The organism is Streptomyces sp. NPDC001401 (assembly GCF_042895385.1).
Classification (GTDB): domain Bacteria; phylum Actinomycetota; class Actinomycetes; order Streptomycetales; family Streptomycetaceae; genus Streptomyces.
Map to the genome: position 1 here is coordinate 326,380 of NZ_JBIAWI010000008.1, position 25,358 is coordinate 351,737.

Genomic DNA, 25,358 nt, shown 5'->3' on the forward strand with positions numbered 1-25,358 from the left:
GCGCCGCGCATCGAAAGCCGCTCTCAGTGCGCCGCGTAGCGAGGAGGGCGGTGCCGGACCATGACAGTCCGGCACCGCCCTCCCACCGAACCTGTCAACGTTCACGTGGCAGGTCGAGCACCGCTCGATAGATGAGCAACGTGGCTCCGGAGCATCGCAGTTGAGCCGTCCGACGCCTTGATCAACGGATCGAGGACCCGAATGGGCGCCCGGCTCGGATTCCCGGACTGGTTCGGCCACCACTGGGACGCCTTCCTCGACTGCCTGCGCACGGTGGTGGACAACGCGGACCACGACCTGACGGTCGTCGTCCGAGAGGCCGGCGAGTTGCTCACCGACGAGCAGCCGGGCGTGCTGGGAATCTTTCTGGCCGTCCTGAGTCAGGTGAGGGATCGGCCCGGCACGGCACCTGGCTCGTCATTGCTCGTGGCCGACGCTTCCGACCGTCTGTCCGGTCTGGCACGGCGCATGACAGGTGCCGGCTGCTCCGTGGATCTCGACGGCGGCTGGAGTGCTTCTGCGTCCTTCTGATCAGGACGGCCACGGAGCTGACCGGCGCGAGCCGGGACTCACGCCGAAGGGGTGCCTCTCACGAGAGTGGTGCCCCTTCCGGCATGCAACGGTCGGACACGCGGTATCCCCCGAACGGTCAGCCCACGTCCAGTTCGAGCAGTCCTAGCCGCACAGCCTCACTGACCGTGCCGGCCCGGTTCTCGGTGCCGAGCTTGCGATAGATCCTGACCAGGTGGGTCTTGACCGTGGCTTCCGTGACGAACAGGGCCGAGGCGATGGCCCGGTTGCTGAGCCCCTCGGCGAGCAGTCGAACGACCTCGGACTCACGATCGGTGAACACGGGCCCCGGTTCGGCGGGCCGACCCACGAGGCGAGCCGCCGCCTCGGGGGCCAAGCCCATGCCGCCGGCAGCTGCGGCGCGCACGGCACGGAACAGCTCCTCGGGCGGGCCGGCCTTGAGGATGTAGCCCCGGGCGCCTGCCTCGACGGCGCGGACGACATCGCCACGGCCGCTGTAGCTGGTCAGCACGACGACATGGACGCCCGGTGCGGCGGCGGTGATACGGCGTGTCGCCTCGATCCCGCTGAAGCCGTCGTCCGACGTTGCGCCGTCCGACAGCCGCAGGTCCATGAGCACCACGTCGGGCCGCAGTCGCTGGGCCAGCCGTACGGCCTCCCTGCCATCGCCCGTCTCGGCTATCACATCGAGGCCTGGCTCGCCCTCCAAAAGAGCACGCAGACCGGCTCGTACAACGGTGTGGTCGTCGACGATCAGCACCCGCAGCGTCTTCTCGGTCACGAGGCGCCGACCAGGTCGCGGTCGGCCACCGGCAGTACGGCCCGGACGCTGGTGCCGTGGCCCGGGGTGCTGTCGACGGTGAGCGTGCCGCCGAGGGAGCTCAGGCGTTCCCTGGCGGCGACCAGTCCGAACCCCCGGTTCGGGCTTACGGGTTGAGCGATCCGTTGGTCGAAGCCCCGTCCGTTGTCACGGACTTCGACAGCCGCCCAGCCGTCCCCGTGGGTGAGAGTGACATGGACGTGGGTCGCCCGGGCGTGTTCGCGGGCATTGGCGAGCAGGCCCTGAGCCACGCGCAGCAGCGTCACGGCACGTTCGGTGGGTAGGAGGTGAGGTGCTCCTTCCGCACGAAAGGCGACGTGCGGTGCGGTGGTGGCGGACTGCAGGCGGGTGCACAGCCCGCGCAGGGCGGTTTCCAGGTCGTCCCGCTCCAGGGCGGGCGGTGTGAGGTCGCTGATGATGCTCCGGGTCTCCTCCAGGTGCGCGCCGAGGGCCTGGGAGACAGCACGCACCTGGCGCAGGGCGGCGTCCGGGTTGCGCTGCCAGTCCCGTTCGGCGGCCTGAAGGAGCATGCGGCTGCCCGCGAGTTCCTGAGCGAGGGTGTCGTGCAGGTCCCGGGCGATTCGCGCCCGCTCGGCGAGCCGTCCGGCCTCACGCTGACGGTTCGCCAACTCACCGCGTGTGGACTCCAGTTGGCTGTTCAAATGTTGCTGGGAACGGTAGAGGAGGACCGTGGCGCCAAGGGCGGCGAGCGGGGGCCCCAGCACATCGGCGTCGACGCCGCCGATCCGTACCAGCGAGGCGAGCAGCCCGGCCGTGATCGCGCCCACCGTCGCGACCGTCACCCCGCGCCCGGGCATCCGCAGTGCCAGCACCGCCAGCGGAACAGCGAGCCATGTGTAGGCGAAGGCGAGTGGTACCGGGATCTCCCAGGAGGTCCAGGCCCACAGAAGTACCAGCGTCCACAGCCAGACCGGCCGTCCCGCGGCACCGAAGCGGTCCCAGCGGGCCGGCCCGGCCATGTAGAGCAGGCCGAGGGCGGCGATAGCCGGTGCGACCCTCCAGCACAACTCGCTGTTCAGCTCGACGAGCCGCACGAGAGTGCCCGCGACCGGAAGCAGGAAGACCAGGTGCGCGAAGTGCCGCACGGTCGGGAACTGCCGTCGCTGAGCGACGGGATGGGAAGGGGACACACGGGCTCCCTGCGGCGGGCCGAACGCAGTCGACAACGGTGCCAGGAGTGTAGGACGCGTCTGTGTGCCCCCGGTAAACCACCCTCCACGTGGTCACCGCCCCGGGTGCAGGCCCAACCACCCCGGCGACGGGTCGCCCTTGACCTCACCGAAGTACAGGGCGAAGGTCTGCTTCAGCCGCTCGACCTCGGCCCGGTCCTCCATGAACTTCGGGAAGTCCTCGACGTGAGCGTTCGGGAAGTCCCAGACGGGCTTGAGGCTCGCGTTCGGAGTGATGTCCTCGCGGACCGACCAGCCGTTGAAGGCCGCTTTCTGGCGAGCCTCGGACAGTTGCCAGTTCATGTAGAGCTTGGCCGCTGCCGGATGAGCGGCCTGCTTGAGGATCGCAGCGCGCTGGCCCCAGGCCATGAAGGGCGCATCCTCCGGGAGGACCCACTTCAGTGTGGTCGAGGTGGAGACCGCGCTGCCGGAGCCACCGACGCCGATGGTCTTCTGCTGGCCGGTGACCGCGGCGCCAGGGGTGTGGGTCCCGCGCGCGAACTGCGGTTGCTGGGCCGCGAAGGCGGCCACCCAGTCCCAGCCGTAGGTGCGCTGGTAGAGGCTGTAGAGGTAGAGAACCGCGTCGTCGTCGTTGGGGTAGGAGGACGCGATGGCGTTCCTCCAGCGGGCGTCGACCAGGTCGGCGGCGGTCTTCGGGGCGTGGGCTCCGGCGGCCTGAATGTCGTACATGAAGCTGAAGGCGATGACCATCAGCGCCGTCCACGCGCCGTCGGGGTCCTTGAAGCCCTTGTGCACCTCGGAGAAACCGGCCGGCTTGTAGGGCAGCAGCTTGCCCTGACGCTTCCAGCGGGTGAAGTCCTGGAGGGTCTGCAACTGGACGACGTCGGGGACCAGGGTGCCGGTCGCGAGCTGGTTGTCGACCCGGACGTCGTGGTACTTGCTGTAGTCGACGACGACCGTCAGGTCGACCTCGGGGAAGGCAGCGGCCCATGCGGTCCGAACGCCGGCGGCCTGGCTGTCGACGTCGCCGCCCTGGTAGAGGACGAGCTTGCCGCCCTCGGCGACGGCGGCCTCGTACAGCTCTTCCAAGGAGCGCCGCTCCTCACGGACTCCGAACAGGGAAGCCCCGGCGCTTCGGGCGCCGGGCGCGGCAGACGCCTGCCCGGCGGCGGCCCCGGCGAACGCGACGCCCGCGCCTGCGGCGATCAGCCGGCGCCTGCTGAAGTCCCTGGACATGGTGGGAATCCTCTCCTCGTGTCTGATCTGCGATTCATCGGCGACTCAGGCTCGACGATCTGGCAAGTCTCGCGGGAGGAGGCTCTGTTCCGCGTCACCCGTAAGCCGGGACCGCATTCAACCGTTCGATGGACTCACGAACTCTTCTACCGACCGGACTCCACTGGCCACCGACACATCGATACATCGATACATGAAAGATCTTGTGTATAGATATCGTCCGCCTTGCACAACGAGGAGTGATTCACCACCGCCTACGCGCGCGGGCTGCTCGCCACCGCCGGCGTCCAGCCGCCACGCGATGAGAATCTCGCCCTCTTCACCGACTGGGTCGCGCGGACCATGGCCGAACTGCCACCACGGCACGTCAATCTCATCCGCCCGTTCGCCGAATGGCACGTCATCCGCGACGCCCGCCGACGCTCAGCGCACGGTCCCTACGAGTTGGGGCCACAGGAGCTGGCCGCAGATCATGCCGAGGAACTGTTCGGCCACTGCGGATGCCGTCTGCGTCTGTCGGTCGGTAGAACGGGAGATGAGGGTGCCGGCTTGCACTTCGGCCTCGAGGTAGTCGCAGAGCCGGTCGAAGAAGGGGCCGCGATCGACGGCTGAGCCGGTGCCGACGATGTCAGCGAGTTCCGGCGTCTGGGGAAGCTCGGTGCTGATGAGGCGGCACAGCGCCGCCGTGCCGGGCCGCGAGACCAGGCAGGTGTAGTCGCGGCCGATGTGAGTCAGGCCGTTCCGGGGATCGCCGGGCGGAGGCGGCTCGACGTACTGCACATGAAGAGGGTGCCGGTGGAGACGCGGGCCTCCCTGGTGATCTGGGCCAGGGAGGCCTTGTCGTATCCCTGGGCGAGGAAGAGGTTGCGGGCGGCGCGGATGATGCGCGCGCGGTTCTCCGCTTTGATCTGCGCGTGATACCCGGCCTCGCCCGTCTCCCAGCGCACCCTCGCTGTCAGAGGACGGTCTGGCCACCGTCCAGGATGAGGTCCTGGCCCACAGTGAAGGCCGAGGCATCGGAGGCCAGGTACACGACGGCTTCCGCGATCTCTCCGGGCATACCCATGCGTCCCACAGGGATGCCGGAGCTGATCGCCTCCAGCATCGCCGCGCGCTGCTCTCCGAACTTGGAGTACAGCGGGGTGTCCACCGGCCCAGGGCTGATCGCGTTGAACCGGATGCCGTGCGACTTGAGCAGGTCCGCGTTCCACGACCGCATCAGGGAGCCGACAGCCGCCTTCGTCGCGGCGTAGGCGTTCGACCGCCCGTAGCCGCCGTGCGCGCTGGCGGACGAGTTGAGGATGACCGAGGACGAGTTGGCCAGCACGGGTATCAGGGCCTGCGTGAGGAAGAAGACGCTCTTGACGTTGATGTCGAAGAGCCGGTCGAAACTGTCCTCCGTGTGGTCCTCGAACGGCAGCCAGTCCGAGACGCCGGCGTTCAAAAAGGCCACGTCCAGCTCTCCGAAGTGCTCACGCACCCGCTCCGCCAGGCCGCGCTGCGCATCGAGGTCGCGCGCATCCGCCCGGACCACCGGCACCTTGTCCCCGAGGACCTGTCGCGCCTTGTCGATGCTGGCCGGGGTTACGCCTGTGACCAGCACGTCCGCCCCCTCCGCGACAAAACGCTGCGCGGTCTCCAGACCGATCCCGCTCGTGCCGCCGGTGATGAGGGCGCGCTTGCCCGCAAGACGATTCATGTGTCTGTTCCTTGTCGAGACGTGAGGTAGGTCGAGGGACTTACCAACTGGGGGTAGCTGCTGCACTCCCCTCTTGGTAAGTGGATCCACTTGCCATCGAGGGGGGAATTGTTGATCACGTGGACGTGGGTGAGGTGCCGCGCATGCGTGAGCTGCCGGAACCCACTGACTGTTCACCGGCCCTTGCCGCAGCCGCCCAGGACCTGTCGGCGGTTCGGGGGCTGCACGCCGGCGTCACGCCCGGTGATCACGACTCGATACGCGCGCTAGACGAGGCGCGGGGCGTGCTGGATGTCGTCGGGGGTGATGCGGAAGTCGTCGGGATAGGCGTCGGGGTCGGCGGCGGCGGGTTCGGTGGACCGCCAGGCGTACCAGCACTGGGAGCAGGAGCGCATGATCCAGTGCCCGGGGAGGGGCGACTCGGCGACCAGGCTGATGTTCGGCGAGCTGCAGCGGGGGCAGGTGTGGGGTGTGGTTGCGGCGGTCATCGCAGCATCTCCTTGAGGGTGCGCTCCCAGTCGGCGGTCTCCGGGTAGGGGGTGATGAGCTGGTCGTCCTCACCGCGGATGTCCGGGGACCTGGGGGTCGTGGCGTCCAGGATGAGGCGGGTCGTGATTCCCTGGGGATCGCTGGCGGGGTCCAGGGGGTTGCCGAACATCCGCGGGATGCTGATGGCGTCGTGCTGGGGGTTGAACTTCACGGACAGGGCCCACATGACCTGTTCCAGGTTGAACGGGTCGACGGTCTCGTCCACGACGATGACGAGCTTGGAGTAGCCGATGCCGTGCGGGGTTGTCAGCGCGCGCAGGCCGACGACGCGACCGAACCCGCCGTGGCGAACCTTGGTGGAAATGATGTTGACCATGCCATGGGTGTACATGGCGTTGACGGCCTGGACCTCGGGGAATGCCTCCTTGAGCTGCCGGTAGATCGGCACGGAGGTGTTGAGTGCCATCAGGTAGTCGATCTCGGTCCAGGGGAGGCCGAGGTAGAGGTGTTCGAAGATCGGGTTGCGGCGCATGTGGACGCGGTGGACCTTGACGACGGGCAGGGCGCGGCCGCCGGAGTAGTGGCCGGTGAACTCGCCGAAGGGGCCTTCGAACTCGCGGTCTCCGTAGAGGACTTCGCCTTCCAGGACGACCTCGGATCCCCAGGGCACGTCGAGTCCGGTGTGCGGGGCCTTGACGATCGGGTAGGGGACGCCGCCGCGCCAGGCGCCGGCCATCTCGTACTCGGACTGGTCGTAGGCCAGCGGGGTGCTGGCGACGAGGGTCAGGACGGGGTCGTTGCCGATGGCGATGGCGATCGGCAGGCCGGTCTTCTTGCCGTCGGAGGCCATGATGTGGCGGCCGAAGTCGTGCGGGGGTCCGGACTGCAGGCCGAGGTGGTCGGGTCCCTTGACCTGCATGCGGTAGATCCCGACGTTCTGCTTGCCGAAGTTGTTCGGGTCGGCGGAGTCGCGGGTGATGACGGCTGCCTTGTCGATGTACGGGCCGCCGTCGGCAGGGTTGAGGCGGAAGACCGGCAGTAGCTCGAAGAGGTTGATGTCCTCGGAGATGCTGATCTCCTGCCACGGTGCCTCGGTGCGGCGGTCGACCGGCACAGGGAACTTCTGCCAGCGGTCACCGAGCTCGAAGAACTGCTCCTTGAGGGAGGTCTCCTTGGGGAGGCCGAGCATCAGTGCGTGGTTGGCCCAGGAGCCGTGGACGTTGAGCGCGACGCGTGCGTCACTGAAGCCCTTGATGTTCTCGAACAGCAGGGCCGGTGCCGTGTTGCCGTCGAGGTTGGCGACGGCACGGCCGGCGGCGCCGAGATCCGGCTCGGGCTTGACTTCACGGTCGATGTGCAGCAGCTGCTTGTTGGCTTCGAGTGCGCTCAGGAAGCCGCGCAGATCGTCATAGGGCGCTTGCATGAGATACCTCCCGGGAGGTGAGTGCGTCTTCCTCGGTGCGGATGGGGCTTACAGGGGTGGTGGGAGCGTTCTTCCGGGGCGGCGGGCCTTCCCAGCGGCGAGTGTCGGGCAGTTCCAGGTCGAACTGGTCCAGCAGCCGCGCGACCGTGTGGTCGACGATCTCGTCGACGGATTGGGGGCGGTGATAGAAGGCCGGCATGGGCGGCACGATGGAGGCGCCCATCCGGGACAGGGCCAGCATGTTGTCCAGGTGGATCTCGCTGAGCGGCGTCTCACGGGGTACCAGCACCAGTCGGCGCCGTTCCTTGAGGGTGACGTCGGCGGCCCGGCCGATGAGCCCTTCGCCGTATCCCATGCGGATGGCGGCCACCGTCTTCATGCTGCACGGAGCCACGATCATGCCGTCGGTGCGGAACGATCCGCTGGAGATGGCGGCGGCCTGGTCCTTCGGGCCGTAGGTCCGCGTGGCAAGTGCACGGACGTCGCGGACGGAACAGTCGGACTCCATCTCGATCGTGGCTCTGGCCCACTGGCTGAGCACGAGATGGGTCTCCACGTCGAGCGTGCGCAGCGCCTCCAGCAGCCGTATGCCGATGATCGCGCCCGTGGCACCGGTCATGCCTACCACCAGTCGCATCGGCCCTCCTTCCCACAACACTCCGTACACGGAATGTAAGAACACGGAATGTCCGTGCTTGGACTAAGGTAGGGCGAGGAAGCGCGAAGCGCAAATGTCGATGCGCAGAAGTGAAGGGCTGGACATGCAGGAGCAGGACACGAACGGGCCGGGTCGGGCGGGGCTTGACTCTCTCGACCCCCTCAAAGCGACAGGTCACCTGCTGCGACGGGCGAATCAGCGCTTCGCGGCGCTCTGGTCCGGCGCCATGCCTGGAGGCCCGACATCGCCCCAGCTCGCCGTCCTGGCCCTGCTCGCGGACGAGCAGCCGCTGGACCAGCAGACCATCGGGGAACGCGGCGGCTTCGACAAGTCGACCTGCGGCTACCTCATCGACCGCATGGACCGCGCCGGCCTCATCCATGCGGCCATCGACCCCGCCAACCGGCGCCGCAAGCTCGTACACCTCACCCCGGAAGGCCGTAGCACCCTCAACGCAGCACTCCCCGTAATACGCCAGGTGGAAGACGCCATGACGGCATCACTGACCCAGAGCGAGAGAACTCAACTCAACCGTCTGCTCGCCAAAATGCTCACCCTGCAGGGCGACGGCTCTGCACCCTGAGGTTCCCTCGCGGGGGTGGACCGGGCGCCGAGACGACACGAGGGCTCCATCCCAATGACGAGTCTGAGAACAACAGTTGAGGTCCTCTCCGTCGGCCACCCCACGTGCAGCTAGTGCCGTGACCGGTATGGTTCGCCGGGTAGGAGCGGAGGAACGCGGTGTTCATTGAGAGGTCCGGGAAGCGGTCCCGGACGTGCTCGATGCGGTCGAGCTTGGCGTCGCGCTCGGGGTCCGGGGACTCCTTCCACGTCTTGGTGCGCTGGAAGGTGATGCCGCGGCGGGCGAGCAGGCACCGTAACGCCTCACGGCCGATCCGGATCACGCGGCCATGCACTTTGCGCAGGTAGGCGGCGAGTTTGCGGATCGACCAGTGGGTGAACGGTTGGCCGAGCTTGGTTGGGCGGGTGGCGGCCGTCTGGACGACGAAGTCCTCGTCGTCAGGACTGAGAAGGCGGGGACGGCCTCCCGCCCACCGAGGGTCCAGACAGGCCAGGCCGATCTCGTTGAACCGGTGTATCACGTCTCGGACGGTGTCCTCGTCGGCCTGCACCACTTGGGCGATCACCGGGACCCGGTTCCCGCCGGCCGAGGCCGGCAGCGTCATCGCCCGCCGGAACCGCACCGAACTGGTGCTGCCCCGGCGCACGATCTGCTGCAGCTTCTGCCCCTCCTGGTCGGTCAACCTGTGCACACGGACAGGCTCAGCCACCACGCCCCCAACGGCCGGACCCCACACACGCCACCACACATCCAACCGCCAGGCAGGGCTCCGGCCGGAGCCGGCGTCATGCCGCCGTGCGCTCGCCGGCCGGTCGGCGGCGCAGTTCGGGGCGCTCGATGGCCGGCGGCTGGTAGGCGTGGTCGAGGGTGCCGGTGTCGGTGCCGGGCGGCGCGATCGCGTCGATCCGGTCCAGCACATCGTCGGTGAGGGTGACGTCGGCGCCCGCGAGCAGGTCGTCCAGGTGTTCCATGGTCCGCGGTCCGAGGAGGGCGGACGTCACGCCCGGGTGGGCGAGCACGAAGCCCATCGCGAGATGCGTGAGCGGCAGGCCGGCCTCCTCGGCCAGCGGGATGAGCTGCTCGACCACGTCGAGCCGACGGTCGTCCGTGTGCTGCCGGAAGCCGAACTTCGACCGGTGCGTCGCGGCCTCCTGGCCCTTGCGGTACCGCCCCGTCAGCAGGCCGCCTCCGAGCGGCGACCAGACCAGGGTGCCCATGCCGAACTCCTGCGCCACCGGGAGCACCTCGCGCTCGATGCCCCGGTTCAGGATCGAGTAGACCGGCTGCTCGGTGCGCGGCCGGGCCAGCCCGCGCCGCTCGGCGACCCAGTGCGCCCGGACGATGTGCAATGTCCGCGTCGACATAGACATGGTCGAGGCCGAGGCTGTCGACCTGGCAGACGGATCGCCCGCACACACTGCCTGGCACCTACTTCGCGACCAGCCCGGAATCGGGTGGGTCACGGCCGGCAAGCTCCTCGCCCGAAAGCGGCCGCGATTGGTGCCTGTTTACGACCAGGTCGTCCGATGCGTCCTCGGCCACCCCAAGTCTTTCTGGCTCGACCTGCATGCCGCGCTGCGCAGCGACAAATGGGCCCTCCACCACGAGCTGACGGCCCTACGACAGGCCGCCGAACTGCCGGAGACTGTGAGTGTGCTGAGGATCTGTGACGTGGTGCTCTGGATGCATCACCGTACGGATCATGAACAGAGGAACTGTACCGGCACCTGAATTCCGTCAGCGGCAGAGCCGTCATTCGAGCGGCGCACCCCTCGTGACCTGCGGTGTACCAAAGTGCCAACTATCTCTCCGATTTCGTACCGGGAGCCGTTGAACCTAGTTGGCATCAATGCAGGTCACGAAGGTTGTCCAGTGCCAACTACCGATCCTGGTCACAGGTACCGGGGTACCACCTCAGGTCAGGCGGGGAGCGTGCGGATGGCGGCGATGTCGAACTGGAGGCGCACCTTCTCGCTCACCATGGCGCCGCCCTCCGCCAGCTTCTGACTGTACGTCAGGCCCCAGTCGGAACGGTTGATGGTGGTCGTGCCGTCGAAACCCACCCGCTCGTCCCCGAACGCGTCGACGACGTGCCCGATGTAGGTGAGTTCCAGGTCGACGGGGCGGGTGGTGTTCTTGATGGTGAGGTCGCCGGTCATGCGGTAGACGTCGTTGCCGGTGAGCTGCACCGACGTACTGACGAAGCGCATCCGCGGATGGTTCGCCGCGTCCAGGAAGTCACGGCCGAGCAGATGGGCGTCGCGCTGTTCCACGCCGGTGTCGACGGACCCGGTGGCCAGGACGATCTCGGCGCGTGAGCGAGACGGATCGCGGCCGTCGAAGTAGAGCCGGCTCTGGTACTCCGTGAAAGCCCCGCGCACGGTCGTCACCAGGGCATGGCGGACGGAGAAGCCGATACGGCTGTGTGCCGGGTCGATCAGCCACTCTCCGGTGAGCGCCGCGAGAGCGGGGTCCGGACTGCCCGCCGTGGGGACGAAAGCCGGTGGTCCGAGGGGGCGTTGCGGGGCGGTGGCGGTGGGGGGAGCCGGGCGGCGCACAGACGCAGCACGGGTGAAAAGGTTCATGATTCACGTACCTACGTCATGACAGGAACGGCCGCAAGTCACCTTCAAGACCCGCGCACACGGTCGTCACCAATTGCCCCGATCGATCGGCCGAATCCCGCGGTCACGCGTGATCATGCGCGACTTTGCCAGCTCTTTACAACCTGCCCTGCCGCTGCCTCGTCTCTCCGCTCGATCAGTGACACAGTCCGCCGGTCGACCACCCGGCGGACCGACGAAGGAGAGCGATTCATGCGCCGAACCGGCCTCAGTGCCATGGCACTTGCGTGCACCGCCGTGCTGGCGGGCGCGCTGCCCGCGTTCGCCGACGGGGCGAGTGCGACCCCGAGCCCCGTCCCCAGCGCCACCCAGGCGCCCACCACCGCCCCCAGCGCCGAACCCAGCGCCACCACCGCCCCGAGTGCCGTCCCGAGCGCGGCCCCGACCCGGGTGCCGTCGTCGGGTCAGGTCTCCGTCGTGCCGAGCGGTGCGCCGAACACCGGTGTGGCGCCGACGACTTCGGACTCCTCGAGCACGGGTGCGCTGGTCGGCGGAGGGGCCGCCGCGGCCGTGGTCCTGGGTGGCGGCGCCGTCTTCCTCGTACGCCGCCGGCAGGCGAACGGGGCATGAGGCCGCGCTCCGGGCGCGCCCTCGCCACCGCGGCGCTGGCCGTCCTGCTCGTCGCCTGCGGCGGCCCCGGTGCCACGACCGGGAGCTCCGCGGGCGGCACCCCCGCGAGCAGGCCGTCGTCCTCCGCGCCGCCCCCCGCCAAGTCCGCCAAGTCGGTGTCCGCGGTGGGGCGATCGACCCCGGTCAGGCTCCGGATACCGGCCATCGGGGTCGACACCCCGGTCATGAAGCTGGGCCTGGCCGCGGACGGCAGCGTGCAGGTGCCGCCGATCGCCGCGCACGACCGCGCGGGCTGGTACGAACACTCCCCGACGCCGGGCCAGACCGGACCGTCGGTGATCCTCGGCCATGTCACGGTCGGCGCCTACGGGGACGGAGTCTTCCGCCATCTGGGGGAGCTGCACCGGGGCGAGAAGATCGTGACGCGCCTGGAGAACGGCACGGCTGCGGTGTTCGCCGTGACTGACGTACGCACGGTGGCCAAGGCCGACTTCCCGTCGCACGAGGTGTACGGGAACGTGAACCGGCCGGAGCTGCGGCTCATCACCTGTGGCGGCAAGCGGACCGGTGACGGATACCTCGACAACGTGATCGTCTTCGCGGCGCTGACCTCCGCGAGCCCCTGACCCGGCCACTCGGAATCCGGGCCGGCGGAACGTACGCCGCCGGCCCGGGCTCTTCCTCCACGAGTGCCCCCACGACCCTGGAGAGTGTTGAAACGGTCCCGCGAGAAGGCCGCGTCCGAGCTGTTCGCCGCCCTCTATCCGCGTCTCGCCGGCTGGTGCCGCCGGCTGGTCGACGACGACGAGACGGCCCACGAGATCGCCTCGGAGGCGTTCACCAGGCTCTGGGCCCGCTGGACTTCGGTCGCGGAGCCGCGCGGTTTCCTCTACGTCACCGCGGCCAACCTCGTCCGGGACCACTGGCGCAAGCTGGAGCGCGAACGCAGAGCCGTGCGCCGTGCGACCACGGAGGCCGCGGTGACCCCGCATCCCGAACAGACGGACCCCACGGTACGGCTGCTCGTGCAGTCCCTCCCGGAACGACTGCGCGTCCCGATCCTCCTGCACTACTACGCTGACATGCCGATCCGGGAGGTGTCCGTGCTGACCGGACGCAAGGAAGGAACCGTCAAGGCCGACCTCCACACGGCCCGCGAACTGCTCCGCGCCCACCTGAGGAGAAGCCTTGATCACACACTCTGACGAGGGCCCGGACTTCGACCCCGACGACCCGCTCACCGTCATCCTGCGGCCCCCCGCCGAGCATCTCGGCGCACCCCCCGGCCGCTACGAGCAGATCCGCCGCGGCGCATCCCGCCGCCGTCTCCTGCGCGCGGCCGCCGGAGCCGCCCTGACCTGCGGTGTCGCCGCGCTCGTAGTGCTGCCCCTGCGCCTGAACGCCTCCGACGGCCCCGCCTCACCCACGGTCCCCCTCGCCCCGCCGCCCGCGAGCAGCCCCTCGACGCTGCCACCGTCGACGACGGCACCCGCACCCTCCACTCCCACCCCCAGCCCCACCACAACACCCAGCCCCAGCCCGAGCACGATTCCCAGCCCCGGCCCCGGCCTCAGCACCACCCCCACCCGCGCACCGGGCACTCGGACCGCCGTACCGTCGGCCGACTCCGTCCCCACGGTCGCCCAGTCGGCGGCCGCCCCGAGCGGAAGTGCAACCGCCTCAGGCAGGTGAGCGAAACCAGCGACGAAACCGGCGACGAAACCAGTTTTGAACGTGTTCAACCAGGGGCGTACGCTGCTGCCATGAGCGACAGAGCCGCCCTTCTGAAGGGCATCCGCGCCTGGCTGGTCTTCTTCGTCGTCTGTCTGGTGCTCAGCGGCGCCACGGCCTTCCCCCTGGTCCACGAACTGCACTGGACCGAGGCCCTGCTGAGGTCCCTGACCGTGCCGGAGCACATCCCCGCCCTCATGGACTGGATCGAGCGCGTCCGGCACGGACTCGACACCGCCGACGCCGACTACCCCTTCCTGCTCTACGGCACGGACTGGCTCGCCTTCGCCCACCTCGTCATCGCGGTCGCCTTCTACGGGCCCTACCGCGATCCCGTACGCAACATCTGGGTCGTCGAGTTCGCGATGATCGCCTGCGCGGGGATCGTCCCGCTCGCCCTGATCTGCGGGCCGATCCGGGGGATCCCGTTCTGGTGGTCCGTGATCGACATGTCGTTCGGTGTCTTCGGGGTGATCCCGCTGTATGTCGTGCGGAAGAAGATCAAGCGGCTGGAGGCGCTGACCGCATCGCCGGTGCCTGCGGCCGCCGCCGTCGTCAGCGGTTGAACGCGGGGAAGGCGAAGCGCTGGGCGATGGCCAGGCCGTCGCCCTTCGCGTCGGTCGAGTTGACGGAGTAGACCACCGTCCGGGAGAGGTCGCGCGTCGCCGCGACCACGGTGTGGTAGCCGGGGCGGGATCCCGTCTTGCCCCAGATCTCCTTGCCGTTCAGCTCGAACCGCTCCAGCCCGGCGCCGTACCTGGCCCCGGGCACGTCCGGGACGGTGAACATCTCCTGCAGCTGCGGCCCGGGAACCACCCGCCCGCGGAACAGGGCCACCAGCAGCCGCTCCAGGTCCGCCGTCGTCGAGATCATGTCGCCGGCCGCCCACCGGTCGGACATGTTCCAGTCCGTCACGTCCACCAGCCTGCCGTCGATCCAGTCGTACCCGCGGTTGTGCGGGCCGTGGATGCGGGGGTCGGCGCCGACGGGGAAGGAGGTGTGCCGCATGCCGAGCGGCTGGAGGATCCGTACGGCCGCCTGGTGGGCGTACGAGTCGCCGGTGACCTTCTCGATCAGCATGCCGAGCACGGTGTAGCCGATGTTGCCGTAGACCTGCCGATCGCCCGGCCGGTACTCGGGGTCGGGGCCCTTGGTCACCGAGGCCGCGACGACCTCCTCGGGCGTCAGCGTCTCGAACCGGTGCGCGTAGGCGTCGTCCACGTCGTCGCCGAGCGATGCGCCCGGCTGGAGGCCGCCGGTGAAGTTCAGCAACTGCCGTACGGTGATGGGCTCGAACCTGTCGGTGAGCAGACCGGGCAGATACTGCTGCACCGTGCCGTCGAGGGAGATGCGTCCCTCGGCGGCGAGCTGCAGCACGACGGCCGCGGTCACGATCTTCGTCGTGGAACCGGCCCGGAAGCGGGTGTCCGGGTCGGCCGCTCGCCCGCTCTTCAGGTCGTGCACGCCTGCGCTGCCGCGCCAGGAGCCCCTGCCGTCGACCCGGATGAGCGCGGCGGTCGCGTCCGCGTCCGGGAGCCCGGCGATCGCTGCGCGCAGGGCTTCGACGTCCGGTCCGGCAGTCGTACCGCTCACGACTGCCGACTCCGTTGCCGGTGCGGCGAGCGCGGGGGCGGTCAGCGGGCCGGCCGCCAGGGCGAGAGCGAGCGACGCGGTGAGGGCGGCGGTGGTACGGGCGCTGCGGGTGCGCATGGGCTGCTCCCGGGAGTCGTCGGGTTGCTGTCGGTGATCATCCTGGGGGCCGGAGTGCGATCGGGGATCGTCGCCGAGGAGGGTGCCGACCCGGATGCATGCTTCGGGGCTCCCCTACGGGCCGATCTGGAGGGGCTGAAAGTCCCAGTTCACCTCTATGTCGCTTATGCGTCATTAGTTCTTGACTGGGAGGACATGTACGCAGCAGACTGGCCGTACGCTTACGTCGTAAACATACGACCTTGACCAGCCAGTCTGGAGGCGGATGAACGATGGATCACACCGGCATCCCCCCACTGCCCGCCCTGTCCTGCCTGGATCTCAACGAGGTCGCTCAGGCCGCTCCACCTCGTCTGACCGTCGTGGTGCCGACCCGCAACGAGCAGGAAGTGATCCCCCTGCTGCTGCGTGCCCTGGGGCCCGCCTTCGCGTCCCTGAGTGCGGAGGTTCTGCTCGTCGACGACAGTGACGACGACACTCCGGCCGTCGCCGCGGAGCATGCGGAGCTGTGTCCGTGCCCCGTGCGCATGCTGCATCGCGTGCCCGGGGCCCGTGGCGGAGGTCTGTCGGGCGCGGTGCTCGCCGGAGCGCGGCAGGCGCGGGGTGACTGGGTGCTGGTCATGGATGCCGACCTGCAGCATCCGCCGGAAGCGGCCGCGGCGGTCGCCCGGACCGCCATGGGGCACGACATCGACATCGTGGTCGGGACACGCCACGCCGGGTCGGGTTCCAGCGGCGGGCTGAGCGGCGCCGGACGGTCCCTGGCCTCCTCCGGCAGTGCGGTGCTGGCCAAGGTGTTCTTCCCGCGCTGCCTCGCGACCGTCACCGACCCGATGAGCGGGCTGTTCGCCTTCCGCAAGGACGCCGTGGACCTGGAGCGGCTCAACCCCCTCGGCTTCAAGGTCCTGTTGGAGATGCTCGTCCGCAACCCGTCGGCACGGGTCGCCGAGGTGGCGTACACCTTCGCGCCGCGCGCCGCGGGCCGGTCCAAGGCCTCCCTCCGCGAGGGGCTCACCTACCTGCGCCATCTCCTGCGGCTGCGCCGGACCGGCCGGCAGAGCCCCCAAAGCGCTCAACGCGCCCATGAATTCGGCCGGTTGATCGCCTTCGGGCTCATCGGTCTGAGCGGGATCGTCGCCAACACGGCCGCGCTGTGGCTTTTCTTCGACGTGCTGGGCCTCTCGCCCCTGCTGGGCGCGGCGCTGGCCACCCAGGTCTCCACGGCCTGGAACTTCGCTCTCGTCGAGTTCCTCGTCTACCGCGGCACCGGCAACGGCACCCGGCCCGGCCGCGCCACCCGCTTCTTCGCCCTCAACAACGTGCTGCTGCTCGGCCGTCTGCCGGTGCTGGCCCTGCTCGTGAGCTGGGGCGTCGGCGTCCTGTCCGCGAACATCATCACCCTCGTCGGGCTCTTCCTGCTGCGCTTCCTGTTCAGCGACCGGATCATCTACGGAACCGGCGACCACCGCGCGGCGAAGCGCGATCCGGTGCGCACACTGGTCGATCCCCGGGCCCCCGCGGACGACCCGGCCACGGCGCACGCCGCCCACAAGCGGTCGAAGTACCTCTCCCACCGCTACGACATAGCGGGCCAGGTCACCATCGGATCCCAGGTCGGCCTGCCCGAGCTGGAGTTCTTCCGCGCCCAGTGGGTGTCGCCGGACAGCTGCGACATCGTCATCCGGGTCGGCGACATCGGGCGCCGCATGCCGCACCACCGCGCCGCCCTGACCGAATTCTCCCGCCCGGCGGACGGCCGGCCAGTGAGCCTGAACTACGAGGAGCAACTCGGCCGCCTCGGCGCCAACTTCCGTGTCGATCTGGGCCACCCGATCTCCGTCGAGGTCAGCCCGCTGCTCGCGCACTCGCCGCACGTCGTCTACACCAACGTGGTCGAGGCCCTGCTGCGCTTCGTGCTGGTGCCCCGCGGCTGGATGCTGCTGCACTCGGCATGCCTCGACTTCAACGGCACCGGGGTGATGCTCTCCGCCCTGACCGACACCGGGAAGACCTGCACGATCCTCAAGCTCCTGCGTGAGCAGGGCGGTTGCTTCCTCTCGGACGACATGACGCTGGTCGACGCGGCCGGCCATGCCCTGTGCTTCCCCAAGCCGCTCACCATCAGCGCCCACACCCTGCACGCCGTCCACGCGGACGACCTGACCGGCCCGGAGTGGATGAGGCTGCGCCTGCAGAGCCGGCTGCACTCCAGGGAGGGCCGGTCCTTCGCCCTGACCCTCGCCCGCCTCAACCTCCCCATCATGGCGATCAACGCGCTCACCCAGATCCTCGTACCACCGCCCAAGTACGCCGTGGATCGGCTGGTGCCCTGCGCCATCGGCACCGCCACCGAGGTCCGCGATCTGTTCGTCATCGAGCGCGGCGCCCCCGGGCTCGCCGACATCCCCTACGACGAGGCGGTCCGCCGGCTGCTGGGCAACACCGAGGACGCCTACGGCTTCCCGCCCTTCCGCTACTTCGCCCCGGCCCTCACCGTGGACGGCCTCGACCACGCCCAACTGCGCGCCCGCGAACGGGAGATCCTCTCCGGCTTCCTGTCCGGGATCCGGGTCAGGGCACTGGCCTCCGACCACTTCGGCTGGGCCGAGGAGATCCCCCGCCTGCTCGCGCGGGAAGGCGTGTACATGGCCGCCGACGGACACCTCGACGGCGAGGAACGGCCCAGCTGGGACTGGCAGTTCCCGGCTCCGCTCGCCGTGAACGGTGCCGTCCGCCCGATGCCGGCCGGAGGACCGCCATGATGCGGCAGGCCCGGGCGCTGCGCACCAGCACCGCCATGCTGGTGCACGGCCTGACCGACACCGCCGGGCGACCGGCCGTCCGCGTGCCTACGGGCACGAGCACCCGCGCAGGCCCCGGCCCCCGGCGGAACCGGCCCGGGGTGCCGGACCTGCGCGGGCTCGTTCTGCGCAGGCTGTCCGCGGCGGCGCCGCTCACCGCCGTCCTCGTCCTGGCCGGTCTGATGCGGTTCTGGGCGCTGGGCGCGACGGGGTTCAACAGCGACGAGGCCGTGTACACGGGAACGGCCGCCTCGCTGGCCGGCGACCCGACGCTCCAGCAGTTCTTCCCGGTCTTCCGCGCCCACCCGCTGCTGCTGGCCACCGTGCTCTCGGGCCTCCTGGGGCGCGGGATCGACGACTTCTCCGCCCGTGCCGTCACGGCGGCCATCGGAGTGGCCTGCGTCGCGCTGACCTATCTGCTGGCCAAGCGGCTCTACGGGCGCGGGGCCGGCCTTGCCGCCGCGCTGTTGCTCGCCGTCATGCCGTACCACGTGATCGTCAGCCGCCAGGTGCTCCTCGACGGTCTGCTGACTCTGTGCGCCACCGGCGTGCTGTACTGCGTGGTCCGGTACGTCGAGAGCACGAGCTTGCCCTGGCTGCTCGCTGCGGGAGCAGCCATGGGCGCCACCGTCCTGGCCAAGGAGACCGGAATGGTGTTCCTCGGCGCGCTGTACGGCTTCTTCGCGCTCACCAAGGGCGTTCCGGTCCGGCTGCGCCACCTGGTCTACGCGCTCGCGACCATGACCGCGGTGGCCGCCGCCTTCCCACTGGCGGTGTACCTGGCGGGCAGTCACCGCACCGGCCAGAACTACGTGCTGTGGCAGCTGTTCCGCCGCGCCAACCACCACCCCTGGTTCTACCTGGTCAACGTGCCCGGTGCGGTCGGCTGGGCGGTGCTCGTCGCCGCGGCGGCCGGACTCGTTTGGCTGCGCCGGCAGGGCACCTGGCGCGAGCCGCTGCTGCTGTGGTGGATCGCCGTACCGGTGCTCTTCTTCGACCTGTGGCCCGTCAAGGGCTACCAGTACCTGCTGCCGATCGCCCCGGTGCTCGCCGTCCTCGCCGGACGGACCCTGGCCGCGGTCGCCGGCCTGCGCCTGCCCGGACGGTGGCCCGCCCACGCGGCCTCCGTGGTCTCCGTGGGGCTCTGCCTCGCCGTCGCGGCCTCCCTGGCCGGGCCCGCCGCCGCCCGGATCGACCCCGCGCCCACCGGAAAGCTGCTCGCCGGAACGGGCGGGCTGCCCGGCGGCCGGGAAGCCGGCCTCTGGGTGCGCACCCACGTCCCCCAGGGCGCACGGATGCTGGCAGCGGGACCCTCGCTCGCCAACGTGCTGCAGTTCTACGGCCACCGCCAGGTGTCGGCTCTCTCGGTGACCGGCGGCGCGCTCTACCACAACCCGGCCTACCAGCCCGTGCGCAACCCCGACCGCGCGCTGCGCACCGGTCAGTACCAGTACGTCGTATGGGACTCGTACACCGCGGCCCGCTCCTCCTTCTACGGAGACAAGGCCCGCGACCTCGCGGCCAAGTACCACGGCATCACCGTCTACACCGGCGTCGAGAACGTGCGCACCGGACCGGGCGGCGCCCACGCGGACCGGAAGACCATCGTGATCTACAAGGTGCGTGCGTCATGAGGGCCGCCCGGGTGCTCGCCGCACTGACCGCCACGCTCGCCCTGCTGACTCCGGCGGCCGCCGCCCGGGCCGGTTCGGACCCGGGGCCCAGGACACCGATCCACCACTTCGTCTACCTCATGCAGGGCGGCCGGACGTTCGACAACTACTTCGGCACGTTCCCCGGAGCCGACGGTCTGCCGGCCGGCACCTGCCAGCTCCGCTCCGTCCAAGACCACTCCCAGGGCTGTGTCCGGCCCTTCGCGCTGCACGGCACGGTGCCGGCGCCTCTCTCGCCCACCCGCTCGATCATCGGCAACCAGCTGGACCGGGGCCGTATGGACGGCTTCGTGTCTGCCTACACCCGGCAGGGCCGCGACGGTTCCACCGCCATGGGCCACTACGACGGCCGTGACCTTCCCTTCAGCTGGGCCGCGGCACAACACGGCGCCCTGTTCGACCGGTTCTTCTCCGCCGCCCCGTACGGCGCCGCGACCGAGCGCTCCTACTGGGTGTCCGCCGCACCCGCGCCCGGGAGCGGGGACAAGGTGCCCGCCGGCGGCTACGGCGACCGGCCCACCATCTTCGACCGGCTCCAACAGGCCGGAGTCAGCTGGAAGTTCTACGTCGAGGGCTACCGGCCCCAGGAGACCTTCCGGACCGCCGGCAGCACCCAGCCGGTCCGCGTGCCCCTGCTCGGCTACGCCCGCTTCGTCGACGACCCGGCCCTGCGCGGGCACATCGTCGGCCTCGGCCAGTACTACCGCGACCTCGACAACGGCACCCTGCCGTCCGTCGCCTACATCGCCACGAACGGCTCGGCCGAGCGCTCGGCCCGCTCCATCCCCGCAGGCCAGCACCTCATCCGCAACCTCGCCACCCAGCTGGCGGTCAGCCACTACTGGGACAGCTCGGCCCTGCTGTGGACCTACGACGGCTCCGGCGGCTGGTACGACCACGTCGCCCCGCCCCGCGCCACCGACGGGCCGCGCGGCCTCAGGGTGCCCGCCGTCCTGCTCAGCCCCTACGCCCGGCAGGGTCACGTCGACCACGCCGTGCTCGACTCCGCCGGTGCGCTGCGCTTCGTTGAGGACAACTGGCGGCTGAAGCCGCTGACCCGGCGCGACGCCATCGCCGCGAGCATCGCCGGCGCGTTCGACTTCGGCCACGGACCCCGCGCCCCTCAGGTCCTCCCCGCCGTACGGGCCCGCCACCCGGTCGGCCGCATCGACTCGCCACTGGTCTACGGGATCTACGGCACCGCGGTCTCCGCGGTCGTCCTCCTCGCGGTCTACGCCGCCCAGGTCAGCGCCCGCTCCCCGCTCGACGTCCCGTTCCGCCGCCCGGGCGCCGGTTCCCGGCCCGGCCGCCCGACCGCGAGCCCCCGGCCCGACGGCCACTCTGCGGCTTCACGGCCGGATCGTTCGGCCGCCGGCACCCCGCTCCGGCGCTCCGCCGCCGGCGTCCCGCCCCGTGTCCCGGGGCTCCGGAAAGGACCGGAGCGGTGAACCCCCGACACCCGCGCCCGCCGCTGACCGCCGTGCTGCTCGCCCTCGGCGGACTGGTCCTCGCCGCGACCCAGGCGCCGCAGGCGTCCACGACCCCGCAGCCGTCCACACCTGCGAAGGCAACGGCGGCGAAGACCCCGGGCCAGGCCCACCAAGGGACCTCCCCGCACGCCCGTCGGGTCACCGTCGGCTTCCGCACCGTGCCCGCGGTGGCCGGCGTGCGGATCGCGTTCGGCGGCCACGTGGTCACCACCGACGCGGCCGGCCGCGCGAGCTACACCGCTGCGCACACGCTCACCCCCCAGATGCTGCGCCTCCTGGACACCGCCGTCGACACCGCGGGGCGCCACTACCGCTTCACCCGCTGGGTCGGCCAGCGCGACCCCGACCAGGCCTTCCGCCCTGTCGTGCGCGGCCTCCCGCTGCGCGCCGACTACACGGTCACGGCCGCGTTCACCGTGCTGTACCCCGTGACCGCAGGCTTCACCGACCAGCACGGCAGCCCGCTCGACCTCACCCACATCAGCAAGGCCACCGTGAAGAGCTCCACCGGACGGCTCACGGACCTGAACGTGGGCGGCACCACCTGGCTCGACGGAGCGTTCCCGGTGTACCGCGGCAGCCGGGTCGACGAAACGCCCGTCACGTACTCCCTGCAGAGCCTGGTCTACGACGGCGCGCAGTTGGCCGACGCCGGACGCCAGCGCTTCAGCCCGAGCACCCCGGGGACGGTCACCTTCACCGGGCCCTTCCACGACCTGAGGATCACCGCGCACGACGCCGTCTTCGGCGGCCGTACAGGACAGCGGGCCGAGGTGACCGGGCCCGACGGGAAGGTGCGCACGGTACGGTTCGGCGCGCACCGAACCGCGGTCCTCACCCATCTGCCGCGCGGCAGCTACCTGGTGACGGTGAAGGCCCCCGGCGGGCTGGTCGCCGACCAGGAGGTCCGGCTGTCCGGTTCGCGGACCGTGGACGCCCCGGTGATCACCCCCCTCGACATGCTGTTCGTCGGCCTCCCCCTGCTCGCCCTCGCCGGTGCGGTCGTGGTGATCCGCCGCACCCGCAGGTCCCCGCAGAAGCCGGAGCTACGGCCGCTGCGGCCGGGACCGCTGGCAGGTGACGACGTCTTCGCGAGGAGCTGGCCGCCGTGAAGCGCTGGTTCGTGCTGCTGGCCGCCCTCGTGCTGTGCTGCTTCCCCTCGCTGGGACACGCCGCCGACGAGCCGGCCCCGGCCGCCCCCGCCAAGTCCGCCGTCCCGCTGCTGGCGTACTACTACCAGTGGTTCGACGCCGGTTCATGGCGCCGGGCCAAGACCGACGTCCCCGCCCTCGGCGCCTACTCCAGCGACGACGCGAAGGTGATCCGTCAGCAGATCCGCTGGGCCGAGTCCGCGGGCATCGACGGCTTCATCACCAGCTGGAAGGACACCCCGAAGCTCGACCGCCGGCTGGAGAAACTGATGGCCATCGCGCGGTCCGAGCACTTCAGGCTCGCCATGCTCTACGAGGGTCTCGACTTCGGACGCCGTCCGCAGGCCGTGAGCCGGGTCGCGGCCGACTTCCGCACCTTCCGCGACCGCTACGCCCACGATCCGGTCTTCCTGCGGCTCGGCGGCAGACCGCTCACCGTCTTCAGCGGCACCTGCAAGTTCTCGCACCAGGACGTCGCCCGTGTCACCTCGGGCGTCCGCCCCGACCTGTTGGTGCTGTCGACGGAGAAGAACGCCGCGGGCTACCGCCGGCTCGCCGATGTCACCGACGGAGACGCCTACTACTGGTCGTCCGTCAACCCGGACACCTATCCCGACGCTCCGGCCAAACTCCGGGCCATGGCCCGCGCCGTCCACGCCGACGGCCACTACTGGATCGCGCCGTTCGCGCCGGGGTTCGACGCCCGCCGGGTCGGGGGCACCAGGTCCGTCCCGCGCCGCGACGGCGGGACGCTGCGCGCCGAGTACGCCAACGCCGCACGCTCCTCGCCCGATGTGCTCGGCCTGATCAGCTGGAACGAGTTCAGCGAGAACTCCCAGATCGAGCCGAGCAAGGCGTACGGCACCCGCTACCTCGACGTGCTGCGAGAACTGCACGGTGCCGTACAGGCGCCGCAGTCGCCCGTGGCCGGCGACTCCGGCGGCGGTCCCGCGCAGCACAAGGCCCAGCGCCTCGTTCTCGTGGCGACGGGCATGGTGGTGCCGGCGGTGGCGGTCGCCTGCGTCGCCGTGTGGCGACGCAGGCGGTCCGGGTCGGTCAGCAGGTGATCGACATCGTGGAGCTGCTGGTGTTGCCCGCGAGATCGCGGGCCGCGACGCGGTAGCTGTAGCTGCCCGGGCAGGTGGCCGTCTTGTCGCTGTACGTGGTGACGTTGGGCGCCAGCGTGGCCAGGTACGTGCCGTTGCGGTACACGTCGTACGCCGCCACGGACTTGTTGTCCGTGCTCGTGTGCCAGTCCAGCCGCGCGGTGGTGGAGCCCTGCCGCTTGGCGGTCAGCGTGACCGGCGCCGAGGGCGCGATGCTGTCCGGTCCGAAGTCGTACGTCTTCTGGTCGAAGACGGTGCCGTTGGAGTTGGTGGGCGCGACGGTCACGAGGTTGCCGTTCACCGTAATCTTCAGGAAGTGGTACACCTGCGAGTCACTGGTCGGGGCGGTCGCGGCGCCGCACTTCCGGCCCACGTTCGAGGTGTACGACCAGCTGATCCCGTAGGCGTCGGTGGTGGCGCAGCCATGACCTGCGAAGCCGCTCAGGTTGGCACCGCCGCCCCCGGTCACATAGCTGATGACGCCTCCGGGCGGGGCGACGTTGCGCTGGTAGATGTGGGCGTGGCCGTTGAGCACCAGGTTGACGCCGTTGTCGTGCAGCAGCTGCTCCAACGTGTCGGTGCTGCCCGGGGTGTTCTTCAGGTACGCGTCGTCCGGCTCGGTCGAGTCGTCGGACCGCAGCGGGAAGTGGAACGCGGCGATCTTGATGCCGCCGGGGTGCGCGGCCAGGTCCTGCTGGAGCCACTGGTACTCGGGTGACGACGTCGTCCAGTGGGCGTCGTGGTCGACCTGGTACTTGGCACAGGGCGACCCGCACGCGCCGCCGGTGGCCGACCCGACGTTGCTGTCGGACCAGGAGGCGTCCAGCGCGTAGACGCGGACCCCGCCGGTGGTGAACGCGTACCACGTCGAGGGGTAGCTCGCCGGGGTCGAGCCGTCGAAGGAGGCGTAGTCCTCCATCACGTACTTGCCGTTCGACGCGGCCGCGGTCGCGCTCTCCGGCCAGGTGGTCAGCAGGGTCTGGTTGCGGCCGTGGTTGCCGTTGAGCGAGAAGTACGGGATCCGCTGCCCCGGCACGGTCCAGTACGAGGGCCCGAAGACGGCGCTGATGTTCACGCCCGTCTGGTTGAGGTCGCCGTAACTCGTGGGGGTGCCGCCCGGGTAGGCCACATCGCCCGTCGTGAGGGCGAACCGGGCCCCGCTGTTCGCCATCTGGCCCAGGACGCCTGCCTGGTTGACGTTGAGCGAGCCGTCGTTGACCCCGCGGTTGGTCGTGTCTCCCCAGTCGCCGAACGCGGCGAAGGTGACGGGGGACGTCCCGCCCGCGGCCTGCAGGGTGGTGAAGTCGGGGGAGGCGTTGGTGCCCAGCAGATCGGTCTGGGCGGCGTCGCCCGTGTAGATCCGGTAGCAGTACTGGGTGTCGGCCGAAAGGCCGGTGACGGCCACCGAGTTCGTGTACTCCCGGACCCCGTTGATGGTGGTCGGCGAGCCCGAAGGGGTGGACTGCACGGTGTTCGCCGTGCAGTTCCCGAGCGGACCCCACTTGACGATGCCTCGGGTCTGGGTGGTGGTGGCCCAGTTCACCTGCACCTTTCCGGTGCCGAGATCCGTGAGGTACGGCGCCCGGGTGAGCTGGGGATCGGCCCCCGGCAGATCGGCGTGTGCCGAGCCGGGCAGGGCGGCTGCCGCCGCCATCGCCAGGAGGGCGGCGGCCGAGGCACGGGCGAGGTGCCGGCGGCGGGGTCTGGTCGGGATGGTCGGTGAACGGCGCATGGGGGCTCCGCCTGGGGTCGCAGTGATCGGGCATGACGGGTCTTCAGCGAAAGCGCGTACGGATGAGTCGTTACCGCCATCACGACGGAGAAAGGGCGGGCCACCAGGGACGGCAGGCCATCCTTCACCCGTTCGGTCGCCCAAAAGTTGCCGAACGCGTGACACTCCACGCGGCGTCGC

Annotated in this window: 25 protein-coding genes and 2 pseudogenes; 13 read left to right on the forward strand and 14 right to left on the reverse strand. The window is 70.2% G+C overall.

The annotated features are described in order from the left end of the window. The first annotated feature begins 201 nt into the window (after positions 1-201). Positions 202-531, forward strand: a complete 330-nt coding sequence (locus ACFY10_RS27060) for a barstar family protein (protein WP_390667783.1) — start codon at positions 202-204, stop codon at positions 529-531. 118 nt (positions 532-649) lie between these two features. Here the strand turns inward: ACFY10_RS27060 and ACFY10_RS27065 are convergent, their stop codons facing one another. The 9 genes from ACFY10_RS27065 to ACFY10_RS27105 all read right to left on the reverse strand — a co-directional run bounded on the left by ACFY10_RS27065 (position 650) and on the right by ACFY10_RS27105 (position 7,986). Beyond that, positions 650-1,312: a response regulator gene (locus tag ACFY10_RS27065; protein ID WP_390667784.1), complete on the reverse strand. Its 663-nt coding sequence runs from the start codon at positions 1,310-1,312 to the stop codon at positions 650-652. Beyond that, entirely contained in the window at positions 1,309-2,502 is a 1,194-nt protein-coding gene (locus ACFY10_RS27070) for a histidine kinase (protein ID WP_390667785.1), read from the reverse strand. The genes ACFY10_RS27065 and ACFY10_RS27070 overlap by 4 nt, the downstream gene beginning before the upstream one ends. A 93-nt stretch (positions 2,503-2,595) precedes the next feature. Next, positions 2,596-3,738, reverse strand: coding sequence for an ABC transporter substrate-binding protein (locus ACFY10_RS27075; protein ID WP_390667786.1), 1,143 nt, complete (start codon positions 3,736-3,738; stop codon positions 2,596-2,598). Between the two features lie 423 nt (positions 3,739-4,161). After that, positions 4,162-4,518, reverse strand: a complete 357-nt coding sequence (locus ACFY10_RS27080; RefSeq protein ID WP_390667787.1) for a TetR/AcrR family transcriptional regulator C-terminal domain-containing protein — start codon at positions 4,516-4,518, stop codon at positions 4,162-4,164. Then, a complete protein-coding gene (locus ACFY10_RS27085; RefSeq protein WP_390667788.1) occupies positions 4,470-4,685 on the reverse strand; it encodes a TetR/AcrR family transcriptional regulator in 216 nt (71 codons plus the stop codon). Before ACFY10_RS27085 ends, ACFY10_RS27080 begins: the two co-directional genes overlap by 49 nt. Positions 4,686-4,693: 8 nt before the next feature. After that, positions 4,694-5,437, reverse strand: a complete 744-nt coding sequence (locus ACFY10_RS27090) for an SDR family oxidoreductase (RefSeq protein WP_390667789.1) — start codon at positions 5,435-5,437, stop codon at positions 4,694-4,696. Between the two features lie 266 nt (positions 5,438-5,703). Beyond that, positions 5,704-5,925: a non-oxidative hydroxyarylic acid decarboxylases subunit D gene (locus tag ACFY10_RS27095; protein WP_390667790.1), complete on the reverse strand. Its 222-nt coding sequence runs from the start codon at positions 5,923-5,925 to the stop codon at positions 5,704-5,706. After that, positions 5,922-7,349: a non-oxidative hydroxyarylic acid decarboxylases subunit C gene (locus ACFY10_RS27100; RefSeq protein WP_390667791.1), complete on the reverse strand. Its 1,428-nt coding sequence runs from the start codon at positions 7,347-7,349 to the stop codon at positions 5,922-5,924. Before ACFY10_RS27100 ends, ACFY10_RS27095 begins: the two co-directional genes overlap by 4 nt. Continuing rightward, positions 7,333-7,986: a non-oxidative hydroxyarylic acid decarboxylases subunit B gene (locus ACFY10_RS27105; RefSeq protein WP_390667792.1), complete on the reverse strand. Its 654-nt coding sequence runs from the start codon at positions 7,984-7,986 to the stop codon at positions 7,333-7,335. The genes ACFY10_RS27100 and ACFY10_RS27105 overlap by 17 nt, the downstream gene beginning before the upstream one ends. 247 nt (positions 7,987-8,233) lie before the next feature. Here ACFY10_RS27105 and ACFY10_RS27110 point away from each other — a divergent pair, with 247 nt between their 5' ends. Next, on the forward strand, positions 8,234-8,590 hold the full coding sequence (locus ACFY10_RS27110; RefSeq protein ID WP_390667793.1) for a MarR family winged helix-turn-helix transcriptional regulator: 357 nt from the start codon (positions 8,234-8,236) through the stop codon (positions 8,588-8,590). 172 nt (positions 8,591-8,762) lie between these two features. Here ACFY10_RS27110 and ACFY10_RS27115 read toward each other — a convergent pair. Together ACFY10_RS27115 and ACFY10_RS27120 are read right to left on the reverse strand one after the other, a co-directional pair. Next, positions 8,763-9,299: pseudogene (locus tag ACFY10_RS27115) on the reverse strand (transposase); the annotation flags it as partial. 76 nt (positions 9,300-9,375) lie between these two features. Next, positions 9,376-9,933, reverse strand: a pseudogene (locus ACFY10_RS27120) (aldo/keto reductase); the annotation flags it as partial. 25 nt (positions 9,934-9,958) lie between these two features. Between ACFY10_RS27120 and ACFY10_RS27125 the strand changes: the two are divergent. Next, positions 9,959-10,321 carry a DUF6308 family protein gene (locus ACFY10_RS27125; protein WP_390667794.1) on the forward strand — a complete coding sequence of 121 codons (363 nt, stop codon included), beginning with the start codon at positions 9,959-9,961 and terminating at the stop codon, positions 10,319-10,321. Between the two features lie 188 nt (positions 10,322-10,509). On the opposite strand, the gene ACFY10_RS27130 is transcribed toward ACFY10_RS27125, so the two are convergent. Next, positions 10,510-11,175 carry a YceI family protein gene (locus ACFY10_RS27130; RefSeq protein WP_390667795.1) on the reverse strand — a complete coding sequence of 222 codons (666 nt, stop codon included), beginning with the start codon at positions 11,173-11,175 and terminating at the stop codon, positions 10,510-10,512. Positions 11,176-11,406: 231 nt separating this feature from the next. Here ACFY10_RS27130 and ACFY10_RS27135 point away from each other — a divergent pair, with 231 nt between their 5' ends. The 5 genes from ACFY10_RS27135 (at position 11,407) to ACFY10_RS27155 (ending at position 14,081) form a co-directional block, all read left to right on the forward strand. Next, positions 11,407-11,784 (forward strand): LPXTG cell wall anchor domain-containing protein, encoded by a 378-nt coding sequence (locus tag ACFY10_RS27135; protein ID WP_390667796.1) that lies wholly within the window; start codon positions 11,407-11,409, stop codon positions 11,782-11,784. Then, a complete protein-coding gene (locus tag ACFY10_RS27140) occupies positions 11,781-12,410 on the forward strand; it encodes a class F sortase (protein WP_390667797.1) in 630 nt (209 codons plus the stop codon). Before ACFY10_RS27135 ends, ACFY10_RS27140 begins: the two co-directional genes overlap by 4 nt. Positions 12,411-12,497: 87 nt before the next feature. After that, positions 12,498-12,989 carry an RNA polymerase sigma factor gene (locus ACFY10_RS27145; RefSeq protein ID WP_390667798.1) on the forward strand — a complete coding sequence of 164 codons (492 nt, stop codon included), beginning with the start codon at positions 12,498-12,500 and terminating at the stop codon, positions 12,987-12,989. After that, the gene (locus ACFY10_RS27150; RefSeq protein ID WP_390667799.1) at positions 12,973-13,476 is read left to right on the forward strand and encodes a hypothetical protein; all 504 of its coding nucleotides are present in this window, start codon (positions 12,973-12,975) and stop codon (positions 13,474-13,476) included. The genes ACFY10_RS27145 and ACFY10_RS27150 overlap by 17 nt, the downstream gene beginning before the upstream one ends. A gap of 71 nt (positions 13,477-13,547) precedes the next feature. Beyond that, a complete protein-coding gene (locus ACFY10_RS27155; protein ID WP_390667800.1) occupies positions 13,548-14,081 on the forward strand; it encodes a hypothetical protein in 534 nt (177 codons plus the stop codon). Here ACFY10_RS27155 and ACFY10_RS27160 read toward each other — a convergent pair. Then, complete coding sequence (locus ACFY10_RS27160; RefSeq protein ID WP_390667801.1) at positions 14,071-15,225, reverse strand: serine hydrolase domain-containing protein; 1,155 nt, start codon at positions 15,223-15,225, stop codon at positions 14,071-14,073. The two genes, ACFY10_RS27155 and ACFY10_RS27160, sit on opposite strands and share 11 nt — an antisense overlap. Before the next feature lie 272 nt (positions 15,226-15,497). On the opposite strand from ACFY10_RS27160, the gene ACFY10_RS27165 reads away from it, so the two are divergent. The 5 genes from ACFY10_RS27165 to ACFY10_RS27185 are packed head-to-tail and all read left to right on the forward strand — an operon-like array spanning position 15,498 to position 23,407. Continuing rightward, on the forward strand, positions 15,498-17,987 hold the full coding sequence (locus tag ACFY10_RS27165; RefSeq protein WP_390667802.1) for a glycosyltransferase: 2,490 nt from the start codon (positions 15,498-15,500) through the stop codon (positions 17,985-17,987). Then, positions 17,984-19,660 (forward strand): ArnT family glycosyltransferase, encoded by a 1,677-nt coding sequence (locus tag ACFY10_RS27170; RefSeq protein ID WP_390667803.1) that lies wholly within the window; start codon positions 17,984-17,986, stop codon positions 19,658-19,660. The genes ACFY10_RS27165 and ACFY10_RS27170 overlap by 4 nt, the downstream gene beginning before the upstream one ends. After that, positions 19,657-21,147: an alkaline phosphatase family protein gene (locus ACFY10_RS27175; protein WP_390667804.1), complete on the forward strand. Its 1,491-nt coding sequence runs from the start codon at positions 19,657-19,659 to the stop codon at positions 21,145-21,147. Before ACFY10_RS27170 ends, ACFY10_RS27175 begins: the two co-directional genes overlap by 4 nt. After that, entirely contained in the window at positions 21,144-22,301 is a 1,158-nt protein-coding gene (locus tag ACFY10_RS27180) for a hypothetical protein (RefSeq protein WP_390667805.1), read from the forward strand. Before ACFY10_RS27175 ends, ACFY10_RS27180 begins: the two co-directional genes overlap by 4 nt. Further along, on the forward strand, positions 22,298-23,407 hold the full coding sequence (locus ACFY10_RS27185) for a hypothetical protein (RefSeq protein ID WP_390667806.1): 1,110 nt from the start codon (positions 22,298-22,300) through the stop codon (positions 23,405-23,407). Before ACFY10_RS27180 ends, ACFY10_RS27185 begins: the two co-directional genes overlap by 4 nt. Here the strand turns inward: ACFY10_RS27185 and ACFY10_RS27190 are convergent. Then, a complete protein-coding gene (locus tag ACFY10_RS27190) occupies positions 23,397-25,178 on the reverse strand; it encodes a fibronectin type III domain-containing protein (protein WP_390667807.1) in 1,782 nt (593 codons plus the stop codon). The two genes, ACFY10_RS27185 and ACFY10_RS27190, sit on opposite strands and share 11 nt — an antisense overlap. Between the last annotated feature and the right edge of the window lie 180 nt (positions 25,179-25,358).